At 70.8% G+C, this 22,393-nt stretch carries 25 protein-coding genes, 1 tRNA gene and 1 pseudogene; 14 read left to right on the top strand and 13 right to left on the bottom strand.

The genetic code is table 11. The features are described 5' to 3' along the window. Positions 1-253 precede the first annotated feature (253 nt). Positions 254-736, bottom strand: a complete 483-nt coding sequence (locus tag ACFOX0_RS28330; protein WP_377551726.1) for an MmpS family transport accessory protein — start codon at positions 734-736, stop codon at positions 254-256. Between the two features lie 102 nt (positions 737-838). On the opposite strand from ACFOX0_RS28330, the gene ACFOX0_RS28325 reads away from it, so the two are divergent. The 4 genes from ACFOX0_RS28325 (at position 839) to ACFOX0_RS28310 (ending at position 3,461) form a co-directional block, all read left to right on the top strand. Continuing rightward, positions 839-1,309 (top strand): GNAT family N-acetyltransferase, encoded by a 471-nt coding sequence (locus ACFOX0_RS28325; protein ID WP_377551723.1) that lies wholly within the window; start codon positions 839-841, stop codon positions 1,307-1,309. Between the two features lie 58 nt (positions 1,310-1,367). Then, a complete protein-coding gene (locus ACFOX0_RS28320) occupies positions 1,368-1,607 on the top strand; it encodes a hypothetical protein (RefSeq protein ID WP_377551721.1) in 240 nt (79 codons plus the stop codon). Positions 1,608-1,678: 71 nt separating this feature from the next. Further along, positions 1,679-2,320: a hypothetical protein gene (locus ACFOX0_RS28315; RefSeq protein WP_377551719.1), complete on the top strand. Its 642-nt coding sequence runs from the start codon at positions 1,679-1,681 to the stop codon at positions 2,318-2,320. Further along, positions 2,298-3,461: a helix-turn-helix domain-containing protein gene (locus ACFOX0_RS28310; RefSeq protein WP_377551717.1), complete on the top strand. Its 1,164-nt coding sequence runs from the start codon at positions 2,298-2,300 to the stop codon at positions 3,459-3,461. Before ACFOX0_RS28315 ends, ACFOX0_RS28310 begins: the two co-directional genes overlap by 23 nt. 79 nt (positions 3,462-3,540) lie before the next feature. Here the strand turns inward: ACFOX0_RS28310 and ACFOX0_RS28305 are convergent. Both ACFOX0_RS28305 and ACFOX0_RS28300 read right to left on the bottom strand, forming a co-directional pair. Further along, a tRNA-Pro gene (locus ACFOX0_RS28305) sits at positions 3,541-3,617 on the bottom strand. A 90-nt stretch (positions 3,618-3,707) separates the two neighbouring features. Continuing rightward, positions 3,708-4,601, bottom strand: a complete 894-nt coding sequence (locus tag ACFOX0_RS28300) for a metallophosphoesterase (RefSeq protein ID WP_377551715.1) — start codon at positions 4,599-4,601, stop codon at positions 3,708-3,710. A gap of 25 nt (positions 4,602-4,626) precedes the next feature. Here ACFOX0_RS28300 and ACFOX0_RS28295 point away from each other — a divergent pair, with 25 nt between their 5' ends. Continuing rightward, positions 4,627-5,082 (top strand): GatB/YqeY domain-containing protein, encoded by a 456-nt coding sequence (locus tag ACFOX0_RS28295; RefSeq protein WP_377551712.1) that lies wholly within the window; start codon positions 4,627-4,629, stop codon positions 5,080-5,082. Between the two features lie 129 nt (positions 5,083-5,211). On the opposite strand, the gene ACFOX0_RS28290 is transcribed toward ACFOX0_RS28295, so the two are convergent. After that, positions 5,212-7,596 (bottom strand): penicillin-binding protein, encoded by a 2,385-nt coding sequence (locus ACFOX0_RS28290; protein WP_377551844.1) that lies wholly within the window; start codon positions 7,594-7,596, stop codon positions 5,212-5,214. 407 nt (positions 7,597-8,003) lie between these two features. Between ACFOX0_RS28290 and ACFOX0_RS28285 the strand changes: the two genes are divergently transcribed. Then, positions 8,004-8,300 (top strand): WhiB family transcriptional regulator, encoded by a 297-nt coding sequence (locus tag ACFOX0_RS28285; protein ID WP_377551710.1) that lies wholly within the window; start codon positions 8,004-8,006, stop codon positions 8,298-8,300. On the opposite strand, the gene ACFOX0_RS28280 is transcribed toward ACFOX0_RS28285, so the two are convergent. The 8 genes from ACFOX0_RS28280 to ACFOX0_RS28245 all read right to left on the bottom strand — a co-directional run bounded on the left by ACFOX0_RS28280 (position 8,287) and on the right by ACFOX0_RS28245 (position 13,296). After that, complete coding sequence (locus ACFOX0_RS28280; protein WP_377551708.1) at positions 8,287-9,435, bottom strand: ArsA family ATPase; 1,149 nt, start codon at positions 9,433-9,435, stop codon at positions 8,287-8,289. The genes ACFOX0_RS28285 and ACFOX0_RS28280 overlap by 14 nt on opposite strands. A gap of 89 nt (positions 9,436-9,524) precedes the next feature. Further along, positions 9,525-10,499 (bottom strand): ArsA-related P-loop ATPase, encoded by a 975-nt coding sequence (locus ACFOX0_RS28275; protein WP_377551706.1) that lies wholly within the window; start codon positions 10,497-10,499, stop codon positions 9,525-9,527. Between the two features lie 17 nt (positions 10,500-10,516). Next, on the bottom strand, positions 10,517-10,951 hold the full coding sequence (locus tag ACFOX0_RS28270; protein WP_449288872.1) for an Rv0361 family membrane protein: 435 nt from the start codon (positions 10,949-10,951) through the stop codon (positions 10,517-10,519). 364 nt (positions 10,952-11,315) lie between these two features. Then, positions 11,316-11,510, bottom strand: a complete 195-nt coding sequence (locus ACFOX0_RS28265; RefSeq protein ID WP_377551701.1) for a hypothetical protein — start codon at positions 11,508-11,510, stop codon at positions 11,316-11,318. Next, the gene (locus tag ACFOX0_RS28260; protein ID WP_377551699.1) at positions 11,507-11,704 is read right to left on the bottom strand and encodes a hypothetical protein; all 198 of its coding nucleotides are present in this window, start codon (positions 11,702-11,704) and stop codon (positions 11,507-11,509) included. The genes ACFOX0_RS28265 and ACFOX0_RS28260 overlap by 4 nt, the downstream gene beginning before the upstream one ends. Beyond that, positions 11,701-11,877: a hypothetical protein gene (locus ACFOX0_RS28255; protein ID WP_377551697.1), complete on the bottom strand. Its 177-nt coding sequence runs from the start codon at positions 11,875-11,877 to the stop codon at positions 11,701-11,703. Before ACFOX0_RS28255 ends, ACFOX0_RS28260 begins: the two co-directional genes overlap by 4 nt. A 307-nt stretch (positions 11,878-12,184) precedes the next feature. Continuing rightward, complete coding sequence (locus tag ACFOX0_RS28250; RefSeq protein WP_377551695.1) at positions 12,185-12,406, bottom strand: DUF397 domain-containing protein; 222 nt, start codon at positions 12,404-12,406, stop codon at positions 12,185-12,187. 14 nt (positions 12,407-12,420) lie between these two features. After that, entirely contained in the window at positions 12,421-13,296 is an 876-nt protein-coding gene (locus tag ACFOX0_RS28245) for a helix-turn-helix domain-containing protein (RefSeq protein WP_377551692.1), read from the bottom strand. A gap of 342 nt (positions 13,297-13,638) precedes the next feature. Between ACFOX0_RS28245 and ACFOX0_RS28240 the strand changes: the two genes are divergently transcribed. From ACFOX0_RS28240 to ACFOX0_RS28205, 8 genes and pseudogenes are all read left to right on the top strand, one after another. After that, positions 13,639-14,157: a hypothetical protein gene (locus ACFOX0_RS28240; RefSeq protein WP_377551689.1), complete on the top strand. Its 519-nt coding sequence runs from the start codon at positions 13,639-13,641 to the stop codon at positions 14,155-14,157. Between the two features lie 56 nt (positions 14,158-14,213). Beyond that, entirely contained in the window at positions 14,214-14,369 is a 156-nt protein-coding gene (locus tag ACFOX0_RS28235) for a hypothetical protein (protein ID WP_347651448.1), read from the top strand. Next, entirely contained in the window at positions 14,366-14,824 is a 459-nt protein-coding gene (locus ACFOX0_RS28230; RefSeq protein ID WP_377551687.1) for a RidA family protein, read from the top strand. The genes ACFOX0_RS28235 and ACFOX0_RS28230 overlap by 4 nt, the downstream gene beginning before the upstream one ends. Before the next feature lie 48 nt (positions 14,825-14,872). After that, positions 14,873-15,703 carry an MBL fold metallo-hydrolase gene (locus ACFOX0_RS28225; protein WP_377551685.1) on the top strand — a complete coding sequence of 277 codons (831 nt, stop codon included), beginning with the start codon at positions 14,873-14,875 and terminating at the stop codon, positions 15,701-15,703. Continuing rightward, positions 15,700-19,323 (top strand): annotated as a pseudogene (locus ACFOX0_RS28220) (tetratricopeptide repeat protein); the annotation flags it as partial. The gene ACFOX0_RS28225 and the pseudogene ACFOX0_RS28220, both read left to right, overlap by 4 nt. A 273-nt stretch (positions 19,324-19,596) precedes the next feature. After that, positions 19,597-20,070, top strand: a complete 474-nt coding sequence (locus ACFOX0_RS28215; RefSeq protein ID WP_377551680.1) for a hypothetical protein — start codon at positions 19,597-19,599, stop codon at positions 20,068-20,070. Positions 20,071-20,110: 40 nt separating this feature from the next. Continuing rightward, positions 20,111-21,583: a serine/threonine-protein kinase gene (locus ACFOX0_RS28210; RefSeq protein ID WP_377551677.1), complete on the top strand. Its 1,473-nt coding sequence runs from the start codon at positions 20,111-20,113 to the stop codon at positions 21,581-21,583. A gap of 93 nt (positions 21,584-21,676) precedes the next feature. After that, entirely contained in the window at positions 21,677-22,021 is a 345-nt protein-coding gene (locus ACFOX0_RS28205; protein WP_377551674.1) for a PadR family transcriptional regulator, read from the top strand. A 127-nt stretch (positions 22,022-22,148) separates the two neighbouring features. On the opposite strand, the gene ACFOX0_RS28200 is transcribed toward ACFOX0_RS28205, so the two are convergent. Beyond that, positions 22,149-22,319: a type II toxin-antitoxin system Phd/YefM family antitoxin gene (locus ACFOX0_RS28200; RefSeq protein ID WP_377542503.1), complete on the bottom strand. Its 171-nt coding sequence runs from the start codon at positions 22,317-22,319 to the stop codon at positions 22,149-22,151. Positions 22,320-22,393 lie beyond the last annotated feature (74 nt).

The raw sequence follows: 22,393 nt of genomic DNA, 5'->3' as shown, positions 1-22,393 counted from the left end.
GAATCAACATTAGAAGGTGTTCGAGAAACCATGACCCCACCTTCACCACCCGATCGTGGGTGGGAGGTAGTCGACAGATGGTTCGACGAGGCGCTTCGCATCATGGAAGATGAGTGGGAAGGCAACCTGCGGAGGTGGGACGGTGGCAACGCGTAGCAGGGAGGATCGGAGGCCCGCCTTCGATCTTGCTCGGAAGTTGCGTGATCCGAACCGTTGCGGGACGGCCGGTTGCCCCGGTCAGCCGCTGCCCCCGTCAACTCGACGGGGGCAGATACTGGCATCCCGTATTGATGTACAGGTCCAAGGTCTGGCTGCAGACCTCGGCACCGTCCACGACGATCCGGCTCGTCCACGGTGCCGACTCGGAACTCGTCCGGCGGGCATTGACCTGTGCGAAGTCCACAACCTGGCGGGGCAGCTCGATCCGCCATGGTAACGGCTGATCCGGCAGGACCACGTTCGACTTCTGTGCCGGATCGGTGTAGGTGATGATTGCCCGACCCTTGCCCTGAACCTCGTAGGTGAGGACCACGGGCCGAGGCGGCGCCGCCGGAGTGGGTTCGCGGTCAGCCGCCGACGGCGCGGGGCCGCGGTCAGTCCTGCGCGCGAAATACGTCGTGGTAGCGGCGGCCGTCAACAGTGCCAACGAGACCAGTACGACCAGCACGGAACGCCCTGCTCGTCGGCGTTCCTTCGGCGGTTGTGCTGCTGCGGGTATCACCGAATCGTCGTTCATTGGTTCCCCGTTCGCACATCATGGGCTGTCGTCGCCGCCATCGGCGGCTGGGACGGCCAAAACTGTCTCAGCCGGCCGCCTCGATGCCGGTACGGTACCCCGATGACTGCGGTCCGACTGGAGAAGATCACCCCTGACAATGTCGAATCCGCCTGCCGGATCGCCGTCCGTCCTGACCAGGAACGCTTCGTCTCGCCGGTCGCGTGGTCGCTCGCCGAGGCGTACGCGCAGCCCGCGGTCGCCTGGCCGCGCCTGATCGTCGACGGCGACGAACTCGTCGGCTTCTTGATGGGCTTCTTCCGCATCCAGTGGCACCCCAACCACCCGGACGACGTCCGGTCCGGGCTCTGGCGGCTTAACATCGCCGCCGACCACCAGGGCAAGGGGTACGGCCGGTTCGCCGTCGAGGCGGTGTGCGCCGAGGCCCGACGACGCGGGCTGACCCGGGTGTTCACGACCTGGGAGCCGGGCGAGGGCGGGCCGGAGCGGTTCTACCTGCGGCTCGGATTCCGGCCGACGGGGGAGCGCAGCGGCGGCGAGACCGTCGGTCAACTGGACCTCGCCGAGTCTTGACACTGCCGTCGGTGCGTAACCGATGGAACTGAGAATCGTTCATCCAAACGTGAGGAGAATGAGCGGGCGCTGGGTGCCGCTGATGCGGCACGGCTGGCGGGCCACCGTTCCCCCGTTGAACGTGGACGAGACCAAGGTCGCCGAGCGCAAGAAGCGGATGCTCACGGAGGTACGCGCTCCCCGGCGCCGTGAGATACGGCAGAACACCGGCATGTCGAGCAGCCGGTGGATCCGCAGCTGCCACCCAGAATCCGCCGGGTCGTTCTTCGCCGTCGAGCGTTGCCGTAGAACTCGCTAGCGCACGCTGCCTGCCTCGACACGCCCGGCGAGCCCTTTGCCGTTAAGATTTGTGCTGATAATATCGCGCACATGATTAACGACGTCGAGCGGATACGCACGGCACTCCTCCCTCTCTGCGAACCGATTCACGACGTCTTCACATGGGCGGACCAGAAGAGGCGCAAGCAGCTACCCGAACTCGACGGGCAAGCTCTGTATCGCTGGCACGCCACCCACACGATCCGGGCGTTCGCTCACCTACGTCTCCGGGGCTTGGACGTCAGTCCATGGCGACTTGCCGGCAGGCATGCGCGCAACGGTGAGCTCTGGCTCACCGACGGCGACTACCGGGTGAGGTTGCTCCACGCGGTCAAGGATGCTGATGTGCCGGCTCCGGGCAGTAACGCGGAACGGCAGGCGTACTACCGGAACAAGCCTCTCTTCAGGGTGGAGCTACAACGTCGGCTCTTCGGTCCTCACGACGACAGGCTCCTGTTCGTATGGCGCATCGACCCGAAGTCCAGCGTCCCCATCTTTCGGGTTGTCCGTCCCATAGGTAACTGGAAGTGGGGAGATCATGCCTTAACGGACATCGATTTCATCTTGCCGGAGTCCGCGGAGGATCTTGCTGCTCTAGAGTTTGAGCCGTCAGACGAAGGTATGGAGCTGGACATTCCGGGCGAAGACGGACAGGAAGGCGGAACGGAGAATGCTGGCGGCAGCGCCGGGTGAGCGGCTGAAGATCCTGCGCGACATTCTCGGCCTGACGCAGGACCAGTTGGCGGGTTTGTCAGGTGTGAGTCAGCCCTGGATCTCTGAAGTTGAGACTTCCAGCAGGGATGCCAGCGAGGACAAGCTGAGACAAATCGCTGAGTCGACGGGTACGCCCCTCGGCTTTTTCGCGGTGGCACCCTCCTCTGTCCCCCTGGACAGTCTTCGATTCCGTAAGACGGCTAGAGCGAAAAAGTCGATCACCCGACGGGTCCACGCCATCTACGGAGAGAGCTTCCGGGTGGCCGGGAACCTGTCCGACGCTGAGAACTATCCTGCGCCGTCCCTGCCCTACGCCGTTGGTGACGACGACCTGGCCGACACCCAGGTTGAGGAATTTGCGCAGGAGGCACGCGAGTCCCTTCGTTTGGCGCCGGACAAGCCAATACCGCACCTGACTCGAGCGCTGGAGCGTGCTGGCGTCGCCGTCGCCCCGATGGTCCTTCCGAATGACCAGGACGAAGAGCGCACCGCGATTGGGCACTTCGGTGTGTCGTACTGGGAAGGACTGGGTGATCCGGCATTGATCGGGTACTTCCCAGGCCACCAAGGCGATCGTGACCGCTTCACCTTGGCGCATGAGCTCGGACACTTGGTGCTACACACTTTCCGGCCCAGGGTTGCCCAGCTTCAAGCTGAAGCCGAGGCCAACCGGTTCGCGACCGCGCTACTTGTGCCCTTGTCCCGGGCGGAGTCGGAACTGTCGGACCGTCTGTCACTTACGGACTACGCACGACTTAAGGCAACGTGGGGCGTCTCGATCCAGGCGCTCATCATGCGCGGTCACTCAATCGGAAGCATCGGGGAGACGCGGCGGAAGTCCCTGTTCGTGCAACTGTCAGCAAAGGGTTGGCGACGCCAAGAGCCGGTAGTCGTCGGCCACGAGGCACCGAAGCTGCTTTGGACTCTCCTGAGCCGACGCTTCGGCCCGCGTCCGTACCTGCCCGCGGCTGAAGAGTTGGCCATCCACCCGACCGTCCTGCGATCGATCGCGCCGACCCCTGCTGGCTCCAACTCGCTTCCTTCGACAGCAGCACGCAGCGAGCACGGTAGAAAGGTCGTCAGCTTCCCTGGTGCACGCGCTGCCCTACAACATGGGTAGGGCCTCGCCTATCAGGAGGAGTGATCACCAGAAACAAATCAAGGCCCCTCCGTGGAGGGGCCTTGATCCTTGCTACCGCTGGTCGGGGTGGCGGGATTTGAACCCACGGCCTCTTCGTCCCGAACGAAGCGCGCTACCAAGCTGCGCCACACCCCGCGGCGTGCTGAGCAATAGTAGCCCACCGCCCCCGCCGGTCAAATTCGGTATCCCCCCGGCCCGCCGAGGGCGGTCGGGGACGGTCCAGGCTCAGCGGGGGATCAGCGTGAGCAGGCTCGCCTCCGGCCGGCAGGCGAACCGGACCGGGGCGGTCGGGTGGGTGCCGAGGCCGGCGGAGACGTGCAGCCAGGAGTCCGAGCCCGGCCACCGGTGCAGGCCCTTGGCCATCGAGCGCGGTAGGTCGCAGTTGGTGGTCAGTGCCCCGTAGAAGGGCACGCAGACCTGACCGCCGTGGGTGTGGCCGGCCAGCAGCAACTGGAAGCCGTCCGCCGCCATCGGTTCGAGCACCCGGGACTCGGGGGAGTGGGTGACCCCGACGGTGAGGTCGGCCTCGGTGGAGATCGGGCCGGCCACCGAGGGGTAGTCGTCCCGGCCGATGTGCGGGTCGTCGACGCCGACCAGTTCGAGCAGCCGGCCGCCGGCCTTGATCGTGGTCCGGACGTTGTTCAGGTCCTGCCAACCCGAGCCGACCAGCACCTCGCGCAGGTCCTCGTACGGCAGGTCGGCGCCCTGGACGTACTCCCGTTCCGGCAGCAGGTAGCTGAGCGGGTTCTTCCACACCGGGCCGCGGTAGTCGTTGGAGCCGAAGACGAACGCGCCGGGGAAGTCGAGCAGCGGCTGCAGCGCCCGCAGCGCGCCGGGCACCGCCTCCGGGTCGGCGAGGTTGTCGCCGGTGACCACCACCAGGTCCGGGTCGGTGGCGGCCAGCGAGGCCACCCAGGCCTGCTTGCGTCGCTGGTCGGGCATCATGTGCAGGTCCGACAGGTGCAGGACGCGCAGCGGTTCGGCGTCCGCGGCCAGCACCGGTACGTCGTACCGGCGCAGGGTGAACAGGTTGCGTTCGACGAGCGACGCGTACGCCAGGACGGTCCCGCCGGCGGCCACGGTTCCGACCGCCCATCGCAATACAGTGCGCTTCGTCATGCCCACCAGGGTAGTTTCTCCGTCCATGGGCACGCTGAAGGACCTCCTGACCGCCGACATGCGCACGGCGCTGAAGGCACGCGACGAGCTGACCACCTCGACCCTGCGGCTGGCGCTGGCCGCCGTCGGCAACGCCGAGGTGGCCGGCAAGGAGAAGCGCGAACTCTCCGACGACGAGGTGCTGGCCGTGTTGACCAAGGAGGCGAAGAAGCGCCGTGAGGCGGCGACCGCCTTCGCCGACGCGGGCCGGACCGAACAGGCCGCCAAGGAGAACGCCGAGGGCGAGGTGCTGGACCGATACCTGCCGAAGCAGCTCGACGACGCCGAGCTGCGCGAACTGGTGGCCGGCGCGCTGTCCGCGGGCGGGTTCAGCGGGATGGGCCAGATGGGCCCGGCCATGAAGGCGGCCCAGGCCGCGGTGGCCGGCCGGGCCGAGGGGGGCCGGGTGGCCGCCGAGGTACGCCGCCAGCTCGCCGCCTGATCGGGCGACGACGGGAACCTGCACCGGTGCCGACAGCACCGGCGGTTGCCCGTACGGGGAAGGAAGCCCGGGCGGGCACCAGGTGGTGCCCGCCCGCTGTCCCGTGCTCGTCCCCGGCGGATCCGCCGGTCAGTTGGGTCGTCGGCCGGGGCCGGGCGGCCGGGGCCCGCCGCCGGTGCTCTTCTTGCCGTTGCTCACCTCGATGACCACCAGGCCGCCCTTGGTGGTCCGCCCGTCGGGGCTGGTGCCGGCGGCGGTGCCGGGCGGGCAGCTCGAGTCGACCTTGCTGTCGCTCACCTCGACCTCGAAGCCGGCGCCCTGGATCCGCGACTTCGCGGTGTCCAGCGACTGGCACTTCACGTCCGGGATGGACCGCTCGTCACCGGCGCTGGACTTGCTGCCCGGTGGGGTGAAGTTGATGCTCGGTTTGCCCTTCAACGCGTCCCGCAGCGTCCTGGAGACCGCCATGTTGGCCTTGTTGTAGTCCATCGACTCGGGGGTCTGCGCGTAGTCCGGGTCGGCCATGATGCCGGCCACCGCGAGCTGCTTGGTCGTGGCGACCAGCGTGGCGGTCTTGTCGCCCTCGGTGGTGCCGGTCTTGCCGGCGACCGGCTTACCGACGATGCCGCGGACCGCGCCGGCGGTACGGACGCCGCCGCACCGTGAGGTGGACGAGTTGTCGCCGACCGGGCAGCGGGCCGCGTCGATGGCCGCCCGGGCCACCTCGGTCTTGACCGCCTGGTGGCAGCGGGGGTTGGCCACGTCGAGCTTGTTGCCCTCCTGGTCGCGGATCTCCTGCACCGGGATCGGCTCGCAGTAGTTGCCGTCGGCGGCCAGGGTGGCGTACGCGTTTGCCACGTCCAGCGGCGTGGTGGCCGACACGCCCAGGGTGAAGGCGCCCCAGAGATCGGCCTTCTTGGCCAGGTCGGCGTCGTTGCTGGAGCGGAACTGGATGCCCAGCCGCTTTGCCGCGTCCACCGCGTTCTGCGCGCCGACCTCCTGCTCCAGCGCGACGAAGTAGGTGTTGACCGAGAAGCCGAAGCCGTCCCACATGTTGCGCGGGCCGGCCATCGCCGGGTTGGCGTTCTTCGGGCAGTAGTTGCTGGTGCCCGGACACGCGGCCGGGCTGTTGAACTCGACCGGGTATTTCGACTTGAACTGGTTCGGCGCCTTGATGGTGTGGCTCAGCGGCAGGCCCTTCTCCAGGGCCGCGACCATCGTGAAGATCTTGAACGTGGAGCCCGCCTGGTAACCGTGGATGTCACCGCCGCCGGTCATCAGCGGGTTGGTGGTGTTCGGGTAGGTGCCGCGGGCGCCCTTCTTGGCCGGGTTGCTGGCCTTGCCGTTCTGCGGCTTGTTCGGGTCGTCCAGCTTGTAGTTGCGGTTGGTGGCCAGCGCGCGCACCCGACCGGTGCCCGGCTCGACGGCGGCCAGCATCAGGGCCTCCTTCCGGCCGGTCTTCAGCTGCTGCTCGACGTTGTCCTTGGCGGCCTGCTGAGTGGCCACGTCCAGGCTGGTGATGATGCTGTAGCCGCCGGTCTTGAGCCGCCGCTCCCGGTCGTACGGGGTGGCGCCGAAGGTCTCCTGCTGGATCCACCAGCGGTAGAAGTAGTCGCAGAAGAAACCCCAGTGCGCCTTGTTGGTGGCCACGCAGCCGTTCGGCGCCCGCTTGCCGACCACCGTCAGCTCGGTCTTCTTGGCGACCTCGGCCTGTTCCTTGGTGATGGCACCGATCTGCACCATGTTGTCGAGGACGTAGTTGCGCCGGTCCAGCGCCTGCGGCCGGCCACCCGCGGTGGTCGGGTCGAACGCGCTGGGCGCCTTGACCATGCCGGCCAGCATCGCGGCTTCCTCGAGCTTCAGGTCCTTCGGAGCCTTGCCGAAGTAGACCTGGCTGGCGGCGAAGATGCCGTACGCGCCGTTGCCGAACGGGGCGATGTTCAGGTAGCGCTCCAGGATCTCGTTCTTGCCGAGTTCCTTGTCGATGCGCATCGCGTAGCGCATCTCCTTGAGCTTGCGGGCGCTGGTGTCCTCGGTCGCCGCGACCACGTCGGCCGGTTTGGTCGCCGAGTAGGCGATGGCCTGCCGGACGTACTGCATGGTGATGGTGGAGGCGCCCTGCTGACTGGCGCCCGCCTGGTTGTTCACGAAGGCGCGGGCGATGCCCTTCGCGTCGACGCCGTTGTGCTGGAAGAAATTGTGATCCTCGGCGGCGATGATCGCCTTCTGCATGATCATCGGGACGTCCTTGAGCGGGATGTCCCGGCGGTTCTCGTCGTACATCGCCGCGAGCGGGGTCTTGCCGTCCGACGCGTAGAGATAGCTGATCTGCGGCGCCCGTTTGACGGTCAGCTCGCTCGGCAGCTTGTCGAAGGTCTCGGCGCCGGCCTTGGCCGCGAGCCCGGACATCGCCACCGCCGGAAAGGCCGCGGCGGCCACGACCACGCCGGCCAGCAGTCCGCAGATCAGCAGCGAGGCGGCGTTGGTCACTACGTGGTGATCACGTTTCCGGATCCAGGTCACCACGTCAGGGTACGGGAATGCACAACGACGACGCGTCCGGCGTACTTCCCCATTTCCTGCCGGCGTCGGCCTCGTTGTGCTAGACGCATCAACCCTGACGAGCGGGTGCGGTACTTCCGCCTCCAGTCTCCACCATCCCGGTGGGGGTCCGCGACGTTTTCGCACATCGCCGCCGGGTAGGCACGGCGGGGCTCGCTGGGCAATGCGCCTGGAGTGTCCGGATTGATGGATTTGGCCGACAACGTTGCGTAATCATACGACTACAGAGCATGATGGTGCGGCGAGGTGATCGCACGTCGTCCGTGCCGCCCGGGGGAGGGCGCGCGGAGGACCGGGGGTTGTCAGCCGGCTGATCGGCACGAGTCGGTAGCGGCACAGGTAAGGGGGGACGTGAACAGATGGGCATGATCGCAGACTGGCCCACGTTGGCGGCGTGTCAGAACGGTGATCCGGACGCGCTGTTCGTGCAGGGCGCCGAGCAGAACGTGGCGAAGAGGATTTGCCGCAGTTGCCCGGTGCGGTACGAATGCCTCGCCGACGCGCTCGACAACCGGATCGAATTCGGCGTGTGGGGCGGCATGACCGAGCGGGAGCGTCGCGCCCTGCTGCGTCGGCACCCACAGGTCGCCAGCTGGCGCAAGATGTTCGAGGCCGCGATGAAGGACAAGGAGAAGGTCCTCGTCACGGCCGGCTGATCGCGGCACCGATCGTGCGTAGCCCGTCGATGTCGTGGACATCGGCGGGCTGTGCCGTCACCGCCACCGTCGGCACATCCGGGAACGCGTCGGTGAAGCCGGCCGCGACCCGCTGCTCGCGGGCACCCTGCCGGACCAACGCGGCGTGCACCCGCAGCGTCTCCACCGTCGTCTCGTGACCACCCAGCTCGGCCAGCCGGTCCGCGGCGGCCAGGCTCTCCTGCGCGCTCGGCCGGTCGACCACCGGCAGGTGCACCCGGTTGAGCACCAGACCGGCGAGCGGCATCCGCTCCTCGCGCAGCCGGCCGGCGAAGTAGGCGGCCTCCCGGACCGCGTCCGGTTCCGGCGCCGCGACCAGCAGGAAGGCCGTCTCCCGCGCCTGCAGGATCCGGTACGTCTGCTCCGCCCGCTGCCGGAAACCACCGAACATCGAGTCCAGCGCCGCGACGAAGCCGGACAGATCAGTCAGCAACTGCGCGCCGAGAATCTTCTGCACGACCCGGGAGAACATCCCGAACGACGCCGTGACCAGGCTGAACATGCTGCGCCCGCCGGTCCGGGCCGGGGCCAGCAGCAGGCGCAGCATCCGCCCGTCGAGGAACCGGGACAGTCGGGCCGGCGCGTCCAGGAAGTCCAGCGCCGAGCGGGACGGCGGGGTGTCCACCACGATCAGGTCCCATTCGCCCCGGGCGTGCAACTGGCCCAGCTTCTCCATCGCCATGTACTCCTGGGTACCGGCGAAGGTCGAACTCATCGCCTGGTAGAAGGGGTTGGCGAAGATCTCCGCGGCCCGGGCCGGATCGGTGTGCGCGAGCACCACGTCGTCGAAGGTCCGCTTCATGTCGAGCATCATCGCGTGCAGCTCGCCGCCGCTGTCCTCGACGTCGATCCCCTTGACCTGCCGGGGGGTGTTGTCCAGCTCGGTCAGCCCGAGCGACTGGGCCAGCCGCCGGGCCGGGTCGATGGTGAGCACGACCGTACGACGGCCGTGCTGTTCGGCGGCCCGCAGCGCGAGCGCGGCGGCGGTGGTGGTCTTGCCCACGCCACCGGCGCCACAGCAGACCATGATCCGTACGCCGGGGTCGGCGAGGATCCGGTCGACGTCCAGGTGCGGCGCCACGCGTTCTGAAGGCACGAAACGAGCGTATCGGTCTCGGGCCCGCGTTCGCCGGTCGCCGCCGCGAGGTGTGAGTCAGTCGGCGTTCCACCCGGGGTACGGACGGCTCAGTCGGCGGCGGCCAGCAGGCCGGCCAGGGCGTTTAGGCCGGCCCGGTCCATCCCTTCCGGCAGCAGCGGCAACTCGACCTGGGGCAGCCCGAGCTCGGCCAGGTCGGCCCGCAGGGACTCCTCGAGCGCCCGCCGGACCAACTGGTCCCGGGCCTCCGTGTGCAGGCCGGACACGGTCGCCCGGTCGGTGGGCAGGCCGGCGGCGGCCAACCCGCGGCGCAGCTCCGGCTGGGTGATCCGGCCGGCCGGCTGCGGCGGGCGTGCCCCGTTGACGATCACCCGACCGACCGGGATGCGCAGCGCGGTGAGCTCACCGATCGCGTCCAGCGTCTCCTGGACCGGCATCTCCTCCAGCAGCGTCACCACGTGCACCGCGGTGATCGGCGAGCGCAGCAGCGCGGCCACACCCTCGCTCTGGTTCTTGATCGGGCCGACCTTGGCCAGCCGGGCGGCCTCGGCCGTGACGTTCAGGAAGCGACCGATCCGGCCGGTGGGCGGGGCGTCCAGCACCACCGCGTCGTACACCCGGCGGCGGTCGGCGGTCCGGGTGGTGGCCTCCTTGACCTTTCCGGTCAGCAGGACGTCGCGCAGGCCGGGTGCGATGGTGGTGGCGAAGTCGATCGCCCCGAACTTGCGCAGCGCCTTGCCGGCCGCGCCGAGCTTGTAGAACATGTCAAGGTATTCGAGCAGGGCCTCCTCGGCGTCCACCGCCAAGGCGCGCACCTCGCCGCCGGCCGCCGTCGTGGCGATCGGGCGTTCGGCGTACGGCAGCGGATCGGTGCCGAACAGCTGGGCGATGCCCTGTCGCCCCTCCACCTCGACCAGCAGGACCCGCCGCCCGTCGCCCGCCAGGGCCAGCGCCAGCGCCGCGGCGACCGTCGTCTTGCCGGTGCCGCCCTTGCCGGTGACGACGTGCAGCCGGGCCGGCCACGCGGCACCGGCCCGGCCGTCTGATCCCTCACCTGCTCGCACGCTACGAGCGTAACCAGCTAGCCGGCCGGTCCGACGTCGCACACCCACCAGCCGGTCTTGCGCACCACGACGAAGGTGAGCGACTGGTCCGTGGTCTTCTCGTCCGCGGTCGTCATGGTCAACGTGACGGAGACCCGCGCGCGTTCGGAGTTCTGGTCGTCGACCTTCGGGGTGGTCCACCGGAAGCGCGGCGACCGGTACTTTGTGGCGTAGCCCTTCACCTCGTCCACCTTGCGGGTCAGCTTCTGGTCGTCCCGGGCCTCGGAGCAGACCAGCCCGGCGGCCTTGGCCGGGTCCTTGTCGACGTAGACGGCAGTCAGGAAGCTGTCGACGGCGGCCACCGGCTCGGGCGCGCCCTCGCCGCTCTCGCCGTCGGACAGGAACAGGAAGGCCGCGAGACCGCCCCCACCGCAGAGCAGCACCACCACGCCCAGCACGATCGACACGATCACGGGTCCGCGCCGGCGAGCCGGCGGCCGCGGCCGGTCGGACAGCCCTGGCGGGGTGAACCCGGGTCGATCACTCGAAGACTGAGCTGCGCCGCTGGTGGGCGGTTCGGTCACTCGTTCTCCCTGGGGTGGGGCGTTTCCGTACCGACTCGTCACCCGGAGGAACGAGCGGGACGGACGTCATCGGGGGTGACGAAACAGCATACGTAACGTGTTCCGCCCGCCGGGAACGTAACCAGGTGAGGCAGGCCGACCGCAAGGGGCCCACCTGGTCATGTTGATCTAACAGCGCCGACCACGACCAGTGCGGCCAGGAGTATCAGCACGGTCCAGTAGAGGATCCGGCCGCGGTGTAGTTGGTCGGGGGTCATCGTGGGTCCGCCAGGATGATCGGTGCGGGTGCGGGGCCGGCGTGTTCCTCAAGGTAGCGGTAGGCCGTCGCCTTGGCGTCGCAGTTGTGGACCTTGCAGATGGGGCAACCGTCCGGTCCGGGCCAGTGGTCCGTGATCATTTTCTTGGCGGCTTGGACGAGTTGGGCGTGCACGGTTGACGGGTCGCTCACGATGACAGGGCCAGTGCGGTGAGTTGGTCCAGGAACCGGTGGGCTGATTCCAGTCGTGGGCATCCGTCGTGGGTGCAGTCGGCGCAGGCCGGTTTCCAGGTGGTGCCGGGTCGTTGCCAGTGTTGGTCGACGGTGGTGTTCGCGGTGGCGGCGAGGTCGTGCGTGGAGATCGGTTCGGCCGTAAACGTGGTCATGACGCGTCCCGGCAGCGGCGGGTCCGCTCGTGTTCTTCCAGGGCGGCGACGACCTGCTGGCGGATCCGCTCTTCTTCGCGGGTCAGCCCGGCCTGCCATACCAGGTCGGCGATGCGTTCCCGGCGTTCGTGCCGCCAACGTCGCCACAGGGTTCGGACTGGTCTGATGCGCATCTGTGGGTCCTCCTGAGTGGGGGCCCGGCGGCGCGTTGCCTGCTCCCTCGGGTCGAGAGACCGCGCCGCCGGGCCGGTCCGGGGGCGCGGCGGTGGGGGCCACCGCGCCCTGCTTGCGGCAACACCGCGGCCTTTCGCCGGTGCCGGCGGAAGACCGTGCTGTGTTACCTCGAATCTGGGTGGATTCCGACTTGGTATCGCCCCAGAATGACACTCACCCCTCAAGGTCACAAGGCCATCACTGAAAGTGAGGACAGCAAGAAGGGCCAGCGCGTACGCGCTGACCCTTCTGTGTGGAACTTGCAGTTCAGGAGCGGAAGGCTGCCGACTTGACGGCATGAAGGAATGCGGCGAACGCGGCGCGGTCGAAGACCTGAACAGGTCCGGCCGGGCCGGCCTTGCCGTCGGCGACCGCCACGGAGCCGTCGGACTCCGAGACGTAGAGGCAGTTGCCGGTGCCCTGCGACCGGGTCGACTTCCGCCAAGCGGTGAACGTCGGGTGGGTGGTGTTGATGAACGAGTCGGGCATCTGTTCCCTCCGGATCAACTCACGGCGGCCAGCGACGTGGCAGCCTTCTTGATCGTCGTCGCGCTGTCCGACGCGGACGAGGCGGCATCGCGCAGCCGCTGGTGCAGATGCGCATATCCCTTCACATTCTCGTCGTCGGTGACGAGCAATGCCCGGTTGACGTTGTCGACGATGGCGATCTCCGGATCCTTCGGGTCGGGGTAGCTCAGATGACTGAACGGCGCGGTCGGCACCGGGCCTGCGGTGAGTGCCGCGTCGACCGGGATGACGTGCACGCTGACGTTCGGTCGCTCCGTCAGGGCAAGCAGGTGCTCCAACTGTTCACGCATGACCGTCGGCGGAACCGGTGGGCGCCGGATGGCCTGTTCCTCGACGACGAGCCGGTAGCGGGTGGCCGGGTCGTCGAGAACTCGTTGGCGGCCCAGTCGGCCGGCGACGATCGCGTCCGGGTCCACGTCGGCCGTGCCGGGGCCGAGCAGCACGCGGTGGCGGGCGTACGAAGCGGTCTGGACCAGGCCGGGAAGGTTCATCGCCCCGTATTCGTCGATGCTGGTGGCGCCGGCCTCGACGATGGCGTACTGCTCCTGGCCTGCGCCCATCCGGGCGTAGCGGGGCCAGTCCCACCAGCCGCGGATGGCAGCGCGCTGGGCCAGTTGCTCGATCTCCGCCCGTCGGTCGGGGTCGCGTACGTCCAAGGCGTCGAGCAGCATCAACACGGCGGCCTCGGACGGCCGGCGCCCGATCTCGTTGTACGGATTCTCGATGCGGGAGATGACCGACGTGGACACGCCGGCGCGCCGGCCGAGTTCGGCGTGTGACCAGCCGCGGCCGGTACGGAGATCGAGAAGGGCGGCGCCCAGGCGTCGTTGGGCTGCGAGAGGGTTACGCATCGACGGTCACTCCTTGCCCAGCGGGCACTATGCCGATCGGGTATCGCGATAGGAGAGTACTCAGGTTGTGACAACCGATCGTTCTGCCGCAGACGGGCGTCAAGAGCATCAGTTGTGAAGCTGTCGTTGGTCCGGCGTGTCATGCGGGAAAAGCGCTGATGCTCATGAAGGCGCAGCCTCGTACTCGCCGATCGGATGACGGAAAGTCACCGCTTCGGCGCGTTCTGTTGTCATTTTGGAGGCTTGTCCCTACAGTTCGCCTGAGCCCGCTCCTCGGGGGCCGGGCGCGGAGCGCCGGCGGCGGCGCGGCGTCACGGATCGTCAGAGCCTCGGAGGCCCGTCATGCGCGACAACACCGACAACTCCGCGCGTTCCCATTTCCGCCCCCAGGGCCCGCGGCTGCCCCGCCGACAACCGGGTGCCGCGTTGGAGGCCGAGGTCGGTCACCCGGTGCCACCGGTCGGCACCCTCCCGCTCAACGAGCGGGTCTACTGGCAGGTCACCGACCCGGCCGGGCCGTTCCGGCCGTCGTCCCGGGCCGGGGTGCGGACCGTCGCACCGCCGTCGGAGGAGGACCCCGGGTACGTCATCCATTTGCCGGTCCGGGTCGGTGACGTCGAGGCGGCGACCCGGCTGGCCTACACCGTGGCCGGCTCGCTGGCCTTCCTGGTCGAGGTGGACCCCGGCGAGACGACGGTGTCGACAGTCGACGACCAGAACAACCGGATCCGGGTGTTCTGCGACCTGCTGCTGCCCGACCGGTCCCGGTGCAGCCGGCGGTACGCCCACGACGGCCCGTGCGGGCAGCCGGATCCGGACGCGGAGAACGGTGCCGTGGCGCTGCCCCGGCCACGACCGTGAGTCGGGTCGCGCGAGTGCTGGGCGGCCACCCGGCACCAGTCCTTTAGGCTGGGCCGATGCAGAAGTGGGAGTACGCGACGGTGCCGTTGCTGGTGCACGCGACCAAGCAGATCCTCGACAACTGGGGCGAGGACGGGTGGGAACTCGTCGCCGTCGTACCGGGCCCCAACCCGGAGCAGCTCGTCGCGTACCTGAAACGGGTCAAGTCGTGACCGGACCGCACGCGAAGTTGGCGGAACTCGGGCTCACCCTGCCCGATTTGGTGCCGCCGCTGGCGGCCTACGTACCGGCGGTGCAGTCCGGTCGGCACGTGTACGTGTCCGGGCAGCTTCCGATCGTCGAGGGCAAGCTGCTGGCCACCGGCAAGGTCGGCGCGGGCGTCTCCGTCGACCAGGCCAAGGACCTGGCCCGGCAGTGCGCGCTGAACGCGCTGGCCGTGATCGACTCGCTGGTCGGCCTGGAGCAGGTCGTCAAGATAGTCAAGGTGACCGGGTTCGTCGCCTCGGCCGACGGCTTCACCGGCCAGCCGGGCGTGATCAACGGGGCCTCCGAGTTCTTCGGCGAGGTGTTCGGCGAGGCCGGCCGGCACGCCCGCAGCGCCGTCGGCGTCTCCGAGTTGCCGCTGGGTGCCCCGGTCGAGGTGGAGGTCATCGTCGAGGTCGGCTGACCACGTACGTTCGCGGATCCGTCACCGGCTGGTCGTACGATCGAGGCCATGACCGGTCACCTGACCGCGCCGGCGGCGGCGCTGGCCGACCAACTGCCGGACTGGGTACGGCTGCTGCGGGCGAACAACCCGGGCCCGATGACCCTGGACGGCACCAACACCTGGCTGCTGGGCGAGCCGGGCCGGCCGGCCGGGGTGGTCGTGGACCCCGGACCGGCCGAGCCGGGACACCTGGCCGAGGCGGCCCGGCGATCGCCGAGTGCGTTGATCCTGGTGACCCACGGACACCCGGACCACATCGACGGCGTACCGGACCTGGCCGCCGCCACCGGTGGTCAGGTCCGCGGGCTGGTGCCGGCGTACCAGTCCGCGACGGACCCGCTGGCCGGCGGCAACATGCTGCTGGTGGGCGGGTTCGAGATCACCGTCCTGGCCACTCCGGGACACACCTCCGATTCGGCCTGTTTCCTGGTGGAACGGGACGGCGAGCAGGTGATCTTCACGGGGGACACCATCCTCGGCCGGGGCACCACCGTGGTCGCCCACCCGGACGGCGATCTCGGTGACTACCTGGACAGCCTCGACCTGCTCTCGGCGTACGACGGGGTGCCGGCGCTGCCCGGGCACGGCCCGGCGCTGGCCGACTGCGCCGCGGCGGCCCGGTTCTACCTGGCCCACCGGCGGGCCCGGCTCGACCAGGTCCGCGCGGCGGTGGCCGCGGGTGCCCGGGACGCGCCCGAGGTGGTCGCCGCCGTCTACGCAGACGTGGACCGGGCCCTCTGGCCGGCGGCCGAGTGGTCGGTCCGGGCCCAACTCGCGTATCTGGAACGCGACGACCGGGAATCCGGCCCGGGGTCCGTGTGGTTGGACTCACCGTGACCTGTCCGGTGTGTGGAACCGTCGCCGTGCCGGGTGCGCGGTTCTGCCACAACTGTGGCGCCGCGCTGCCCGCCGCGGCGACCCTGCCTGCCGCCGAACGGCGGGTGGTCACCGTTCTCTTCGGCGATCTGTCCGATTTCACCTCGTGGTCGGAGGATCTCGACCCGGAGCGGGTCGGCGCGGTCACCGACCGGGTGCTCGCCGCCCTGGCCGGCGCGGTCAAGACCTTCGGCGGGCACGTGGACAAGCTCACCGGCGACGGGATCATGGCCGTCTTCGGCGCCCCGGTGGCGCACGAGGACGACGCCGAACGCGCGGTCCGGGCCGCGCTGTCCATGCAGCGGGCGGTCCGCCGGGTGCTCGACGACGAGCGGGGCGGCGGGGCGCCGCTCGGCCTGCGGGTCGGCCTGAACACCGGCGCCGTGGTCGCCGGCATCCAGGCCGCCATCGAGTACACGGTCATCGGGGACACCGTGAACACCGCCGCGCGGCTCGCCGACGCCGCCGCCATCGGCGCCGTCTACGCCGGCGCGACCACCGCCGCGGCCACCCGCCGGGTGGCCTCCTGGCGGCAGTTGCGGCCGCTGCGGCTCAAGGGCAAGCGCGAGCCGGTCGAGGCGTACGAGTTGCTGGGCCTGCTGGACGCGCCCGGCACCCGGTCCGGACTGGGCGACGAGGCACCCTTCATCGGCCGGGAGACCGAGATCGGCCGGGTGGCCAGCCGGCTCGCCGAGGTCATCGACAGCGGCGACCCGCGGGTGCTGCTGATGACCGCCGAGGCGGGGATCGGCAAGTCCCGGTTCGCCGCCGAGGTGGAACGGCTGGCCGCCGGGCACGACGTCGGCACCAGCCGGTACGCGACCCACACCGGTGCCCGGGTGTTCTCGGTCCGCTGCGTCGCGTACGGCGAACGACGCAAGCTCGCGCCGCTGGCCGATCTGGTCCGGGCCGCGGTCGGCCTGCCCAGCGACTCGGCCACCGCGATGACCCGCCCGGTGGTGGAGGAACGGCTGCGCCGGCTCGGTCAGCGGCTGGCCCGGGTCCGACCGAAGCCACCGCCGATCGCCACCGAGCTGCTGCTCGCCCTGCTCGGCTACACCGAACTGCCGGCCACCCACGGCGTCTCCGGCGACACCACCGAGTGGCCGGCCAGCGGTCCGGCGCCGGACGCGGACGCCGTCCCGACGGCGGTCGCCGAGCTGCTCAGCGCGCTCGCCGCCGAGATCCCGCTGGTGATCATCGTCGACGACCTGCAGGACGCCACCCCGGAGACCGTCGAGGCGCTCGGCCGGACCCTGTCCCGGCTGTCCGGGCCGGTGCTCGGGGTGCTGCTCGGCCGGCCCGAACTCGTCCACACCGCGGGTGCCTTCACCCGGGTCGCCGACGCCGAGGTCTACCCGCTCCCGCCCCTGCGCGGTGCCGACTCGGCCCGGCTGCTCAGCAGCTATCTCGGCGGCGGCAAACTGCCGCAGAGCGACGCCGACCGGCTGCTGGCCACCGCCCAGGGAAACCCGTTCTACCTCGCCGAGCTGGTGACCCTGCTGATCGAGCGCGGCGCCCTGACCACCATGCCGGGCCAGCCGTCCGGCGGCGGTCCGGGCGCCTCCGGCCCGGTGCCCTGGCGGCTGGTGCCCGGCTCGCTGGGCAGCCGGCTGCTCTCCCGGGACCTGGCGGCGGTGCTCGCCGCCCGGATCGACGCGTTGCCGGCCGAGGCCCGCTCGGTGCTCCGGGACGCGGCGGTGGTCGGCGACACCGTACCCGCCGGCACCCTGGAGGCGCTGCGGCAACGGCGGGCCGGTGCCGATGGCCGCCCGGCGGCGGTGGCCGCGGTCGAACTCGAACGCGCCGTCGAGGAACTGCTGCAACGCCGGATGCTGCACCGGGCCCGGGACGGCTACTTCTTCGCCACCCCGTTGATGCGTGAGGCCGCGTACGCCGGGGTGGGCAAGGCCGACCTGGCCGAACGGCACGCGGCGCTGGCCCAGTGGGCCGCGCCGCCGACCGACGCGGGGCTGCCGGTCCGGGCCGACAAGCCCGCCCGCGGACCGGCCGGCATGCCGGAGTCGGTCCGCGACGTCTTCGTGGCCGAGCACGTCGAGCGGGCCGCCCGGCTGGCCGACGCGGTCGGGGTACGTCCCGACGCGCCGGCCCGGACCGTGCTGCCGCTCGGCGTCGCCGCGCTGAACCGCTCCGCCCGCCGGTCGATCGCCGCCGGTGAACCGGCCCTGGCCGTCGAGTACGCCGAACGGGCCGCCACCCTGGCCGGCGGCGCGGTCTCCGGCGCGGACCGCCTGGTGCACGCCCGGGCGCTGTTGCAGGTGGGCCGGACGGCCGACGCGCTCGCCTTCGCCGAGAAGATCGGCGCCAACGCGGGCGACGACGTGGCCGCCCGGGCCGGCGCGCTGCTGGTGGCCGGGCAGGCGTACCAGGCGCTGGGTGAGCACCGGCGGGCGGAGACCGTGTGGCGGGAGGCGTTGCAGGTGGCCACCGACGCCGACGTGCCGGGGCTGCGCGCCTCGGCGATGCGCCGGCTCGGGATGGCCGACTTCGTCGGCGGGCGGCTGGCCGAGGCGAGCAGCCTGTTCGCCGGGGCGTACCAGATCAGTCGCGCCTCCGGTGACCGCCGCGGGCAGGCCTGGTCGTTGCAGAACTTGGCCTGGGTGACCACCACCCGGGGCGACTTCGCCGGGGCCGACGCGGTGCTCGGCCGGGCGGCCCGGCTTTTCGCCGAACTCGGCGACCCGGTCGGTCGGGCCTGGATGCGCGGCACCACCGCGTTCACCCGGTTGCTGGCCGGGCGGTTGCGCGAGGCCCGTCGACTGGCCCGGGTCTTCCTGCCGTTCGGCGAACGGGTCGGCGAGTCGTGGGCGGTGGGCACGTTGCGCGCCGTCGAGGCGTTCGCCGCGGCCGAGCAGGGCGAACTGGCCGAGGCCGACCGGGAGGCGCGCCGGGCGTACCGGGACTTCGCCGCCGCGGCGGACGACTGGGGGCGGGGGTTCTCGCTGGTCGTACGCGGGGTGGTGGCGCGCGGACTGGGCGAGCCGGAGCACGCCAGGGACCTACTCACCGACGCGTTGTCGTACGCGGACCGGATCAGCCACCCGCTGCTGACCGGCATGGCCGGCACGATGCGCGGCTTCGTGGCCCTGGACGGCGGGGACCACGCCACCGCCGAGGCCGACGCGCGGGCGGTGCTGGCCGCGGTGGAGCAGCACAACCCGCTGGCCCCGGCCCAGGTCGCGCCGCGGGTGCTGCTGGCGATGGCCCGGCTGGCCGCCGGCGACCCGGACACCGCCGTGGAACTGCTCGGCCCGGTGGCCGAGGCCGGCGGCGCGCCGTCGCTGTTGTTCTCCCGCCGGCAGGCGGTGGCCCGGTACGCCACGGCGCTGCTCGCCCAGGGGCGACTCGACGAGGCGCTGCGCTGGGCCCGGGAGGCGGCCGACGCGCCGGCCGAGGACGTCCGCAGCCACGTCGTCGCGGCCGAGGTGCTGGCCGAGGTGCTGGCCGCGTGCGGGCAGCAGGAGGAGGCGCTGGCCGCGGCCCGGGAGGCGGTGCGGTTGGCGTACTCGACCCAGCAGGCCAGCGAGCGGGTCGGCGCGGACCTGCTGCTCGCCCGGCTGACCGGCGGGCCGCGAGCCGCCGCGGAGGCCTGCGCCACACCGGCCACGGCGGATGACGGTCCCGACGGCGCCGACGAGCTGGCCGGGGTGGGTGCTGCCGTGGGGTGGACCGGGCCGGGAATCCCGTCCGCCCGGTCCAGCCCGGAAGGACCCGCGGACCGGACGACGGGCCTGGCCGGCCTCGACGATTCCGCGTTGCCCGCCGGCCCGCTAGCGTAGGTCCTCCCGGTCCACGGTGGACGCCGAGGACCCCGGTGGTGAGGATCGTCGCGGATGAGGCTGCTACCCCGTTCCGTCGCCGGCTGGACGATGGCCGTCTTCGGCGTACTGGCCCTGGTGCTGGGTGCCGTCGGGCTGATCCGGCCCGAGGCGTCGCTGGCCATGCTCGGGTTTCCGGTGCTGGAGCCGGCCGACCGGGCGGCGGGTGACTACACCCGGACGTTCGTCACCGCCTCCTCGATGGCGTCGTTCAACATGGGCGTCTACTACCTGGTGGCGGTGGCCACCGAGTGGCGGCCGTTCTACCGGTTCACCGTGGTCTTCCGGTTGTTGACCTTCACCGTCTTCACGGTGCTGGTGATCGCCGGCACCGCCCCCGGCCGGTTCTTCGGCGTGGCGGCGTGGGAAGGGCTCGGGGCGGTGGCCACCGGGGTGGCGCTCTGGATCGACCGGCGGCGGTCCGCCGACGCCGCGTCGGTGCCGTCGGCAACCCCCTCGGGGGTCCCGGCCACGGGCCGGAGGCGATAGGGGGCACCGACCGGTCGGAACGCACAGGTATTTTCAGAGCGTGACGGACAACCCGCCAGGCCCGCTGCCCCTGCCCGCAGTGCCCGGTCTGACGGATTTTGAGGTATTTGCCCGAGGTGGTTACGCCACCGTCTACCGCGCGGTGCAGCAGTCCGTCGGCCGGGACGTCGCAGTCAAGATCGAGAATCGGGCGCTGGACAGCGAGCGGGACCAGGAACGGTTCCTGCGGGAGGCCCGCGCGGCCGGCCGGATGTCGTCGCACCCGCACGTGGTCGACCTGTTCGACGCCGGGGTGCTGCCGGACCGGCACCCGTACCTGATCATGGAACTGTGCGACGGCTCGTACGCCGAACGCATGCGTACCTCGCCGCTCGGGCCCGTCGAGGCGCGGGACGTGGGTGTCAAGATCGCCGACGCGTTGGCGCACGCCCACGCCGCCGGGGTGTTGCACCGGGACGTCAAGCCGGCGAACATCCTGCACTCGCACTTCAACTCCGCGGTACTTGCCGACTTCGGGCTGGCCGTGCTGGTCGAGGCGCGGGATTCGACGGTGACCACGGACGTGCTCACCCCGGCCTACGCGCCGCCGGAGATGTTCCGGCACGACCCGCCCACCCCGGCCGTCGACGTGTACGCGCTGTGCGCCACCCTCTACGCGATCATGCAGGGCAAGCCGCCGCGCTGGCAGGCCGACCGCAATCCCAGCCTGCTCGCCCTGATGGAGCTGTTCGGCCGGCCGATCCCGGAGCTGCCGGGGGTGCCAACCGCGCTGGTCGACGTGCTGCGGGACGGGATGGCCAACGACCCCGCCGCCCGGCCGACGGCCGAGGAGTTGCGCGACCGGCTCGCCGCCGTACCGCTCGGTCCGGCCGCGACCGTCAGCCCACCGGCGCCCCGGCGGCCCGCCGCGGACCACGACGTCCCCGCCGACCACAACCCCACCGTGCCCAGGCGCCGTCGTGGTCCACGGCTGCCCTGGTTCCTCGGCGGGCTCGGGGCCGTGGCGCTGCTGGTCGCGGTCGGCGCCGGATCGTGGTACGCCGGTCGGCACCCCGGTGACGGGCCGACGCCGGAAACCCGCGGCACGGCCACGACCGGCACGCCGGTCCCGTCCGGCGGGATCGCGCTGCCCGGCTGCCGCGGCAGGTTGCCGGGCGACGGTCGCTGCCCCACCGAGTTGGAGTGCTTCGGCCCGGTACGGGTGCGCGGCACGCACGCCTCGGCGGACCGGGTGCCGTGCGCGGGCCGGCACACCTGGGAGAGCTACGCGCTGGGCGACCTGCCGGCCGCCACCACCGTCGACGACTACCAAACCGTCAAGGCCGAACCCGCGGTGCGCCTGGTCTGCGCCGCCGGGACGTTCACGCAGACCACCGGGCTCGCCGCCGGTGCGGAGTGGAAGTTCGAGGTGCTGCCGCCGACGCCCGAGGCGGCGGCCGGCGGCGAGCGGACCTACCGCTGCCTGGCCGGCAAGGGCGCGGGCGCGCTCGCCGGTCCGACCCTCGGCCGCTGACCCGTCCGACACCACCACCTTCACCGAGGATGCGCTGGCGGTCCCGTGCGTCTTTCCTCTTGCATATACCGCTAAACGGTATATGGTCGGCGCATGACTGAGGCGCTTCGGGAACCGACGTTCCTGATCCTGACCGCTCTGGCGGACAAGCCGCAGCACGGTTACGGCGTGCTGGAGGACGTGCGACGCATCTCCGACGGGCGGGTCCGGCTGCGTGCCGGCACCCTGTACTCCGTCCTCGACCGGCTCCGCGAGGAAGGGCTGGTGGAGGTGGACCGCGAGGAGGTCGTCCAGTCTCGGTTGCGCCGCTACTACCGGCTCACCGGTGCCGGCGCCGAACGGCTCGCCGCCGAGGTGGACCGGCTGCGGCGGAACGCGACGGCCGCGGCCGCCCGGCTGCGCCGCGGCAACCTGCTCGCCGACGGGGGACCGGCATGACCCGGGACCCGCTGGCCGCCCGCTACCGCACCCTGCTGGCCTGCTACCGGAATGCGGGCCAGTGCTCCGGCCTTCAGGTCGGGGGTGGAGGCCCGCGCTGGGAGGGCCGCTAGGCCCGAGCAGTGCCTTAACCTCGCGCCTGCTCACTTTGCTCGGCCACGGGAACCGGCACGATGGCGGCGATCCGGCGGCCATTGCGGGTCACGTAGAAGGTCTTGCCCTGAACGGCGGCATCGTTCAAGACTTCGGCCAGGTTCTTCCGCAGCTCGGCAACGCTGATCTCGTTCGTGTCGGTCATGGCAGACATCGTACATTTCTGTACACTGTTGTACGTGCAGCTTCGTTATACCTTCCGTGTCTACCCGACGTCCG

It is taken from the genome of Micromonospora zhanjiangensis (genome assembly GCF_042650605.1).
Lineage (GTDB): Bacteria > Actinomycetota > Actinomycetes > Mycobacteriales > Micromonosporaceae > Micromonospora_J > Micromonospora_J zhanjiangensis.
Note: the sequence above shows the minus strand (reverse complement) of the source record. Positions and strands in the feature narration are given on the sequence as shown.

What these genes read in the sequence shown, in the direction of transcription:
- ACFOX0_RS28330 (WP_377551726.1), bottom strand. Translation starts at nt 736, where the DNA reads ATGAACGACGATTCGGTGATACCCGCAGCAGCACAACCGCCGAAGGAA.
- ACFOX0_RS28325 (WP_377551723.1), top strand. Translation starts at nt 839, where the DNA reads ATGACTGCGGTCCGACTGGAGAAGATCACCCCTGACAATGTCGAATCC.
- ACFOX0_RS28320 (WP_377551721.1), top strand. Translation starts at nt 1,368, where the DNA reads ATGAGCGGGCGCTGGGTGCCGCTGATGCGGCACGGCTGGCGGGCCACC.
- ACFOX0_RS28315 (WP_377551719.1), top strand. Translation starts at nt 1,679, where the DNA reads ATGATTAACGACGTCGAGCGGATACGCACGGCACTCCTCCCTCTCTGC.
- ACFOX0_RS28310 (WP_377551717.1), top strand. Translation starts at nt 2,298, where the DNA reads ATGCTGGCGGCAGCGCCGGGTGAGCGGCTGAAGATCCTGCGCGACATT.
- ACFOX0_RS28300 (WP_377551715.1), bottom strand. Translation starts at nt 4,601, where the DNA reads ATGACGAAGCGCACTGTATTGCGATGGGCGGTCGGAACCGTGGCCGCC.
- ACFOX0_RS28295 (WP_377551712.1), top strand. Translation starts at nt 4,627, where the DNA reads ATGGGCACGCTGAAGGACCTCCTGACCGCCGACATGCGCACGGCGCTG.
- ACFOX0_RS28285 (WP_377551710.1), top strand. Translation starts at nt 8,004, where the DNA reads ATGGGCATGATCGCAGACTGGCCCACGTTGGCGGCGTGTCAGAACGGT.
- ACFOX0_RS28260 (WP_377551699.1), bottom strand. Translation starts at nt 11,704, where the DNA reads ATGACCACGTTTACGGCCGAACCGATCTCCACGCACGACCTCGCCGCC.
- ACFOX0_RS28255 (WP_377551697.1), bottom strand. Translation starts at nt 11,877, where the DNA reads ATGCGCATCAGACCAGTCCGAACCCTGTGGCGACGTTGGCGGCACGAA.
- ACFOX0_RS28250 (WP_377551695.1), bottom strand. Translation starts at nt 12,406, where the DNA reads ATGCCCGACTCGTTCATCAACACCACCCACCCGACGTTCACCGCTTGG.
- ACFOX0_RS28245 (WP_377551692.1), bottom strand. Translation starts at nt 13,296, where the DNA reads ATGCGTAACCCTCTCGCAGCCCAACGACGCCTGGGCGCCGCCCTTCTC.
- ACFOX0_RS28240 (WP_377551689.1), top strand. Translation starts at nt 13,639, where the DNA reads ATGCGCGACAACACCGACAACTCCGCGCGTTCCCATTTCCGCCCCCAG.
- ACFOX0_RS28235 (WP_347651448.1), top strand. Translation starts at nt 14,214, where the DNA reads ATGCAGAAGTGGGAGTACGCGACGGTGCCGTTGCTGGTGCACGCGACC.
- ACFOX0_RS28225 (WP_377551685.1), top strand. Translation starts at nt 14,873, where the DNA reads ATGACCGGTCACCTGACCGCGCCGGCGGCGGCGCTGGCCGACCAACTG.
- ACFOX0_RS28215 (WP_377551680.1), top strand. Translation starts at nt 19,597, where the DNA reads ATGAGGCTGCTACCCCGTTCCGTCGCCGGCTGGACGATGGCCGTCTTC.
- ACFOX0_RS28205 (WP_377551674.1), top strand. Translation starts at nt 21,677, where the DNA reads ATGACTGAGGCGCTTCGGGAACCGACGTTCCTGATCCTGACCGCTCTG.
- ACFOX0_RS28200 (WP_377542503.1), bottom strand. Translation starts at nt 22,319, where the DNA reads ATGACCGACACGAACGAGATCAGCGTTGCCGAGCTGCGGAAGAACCTG.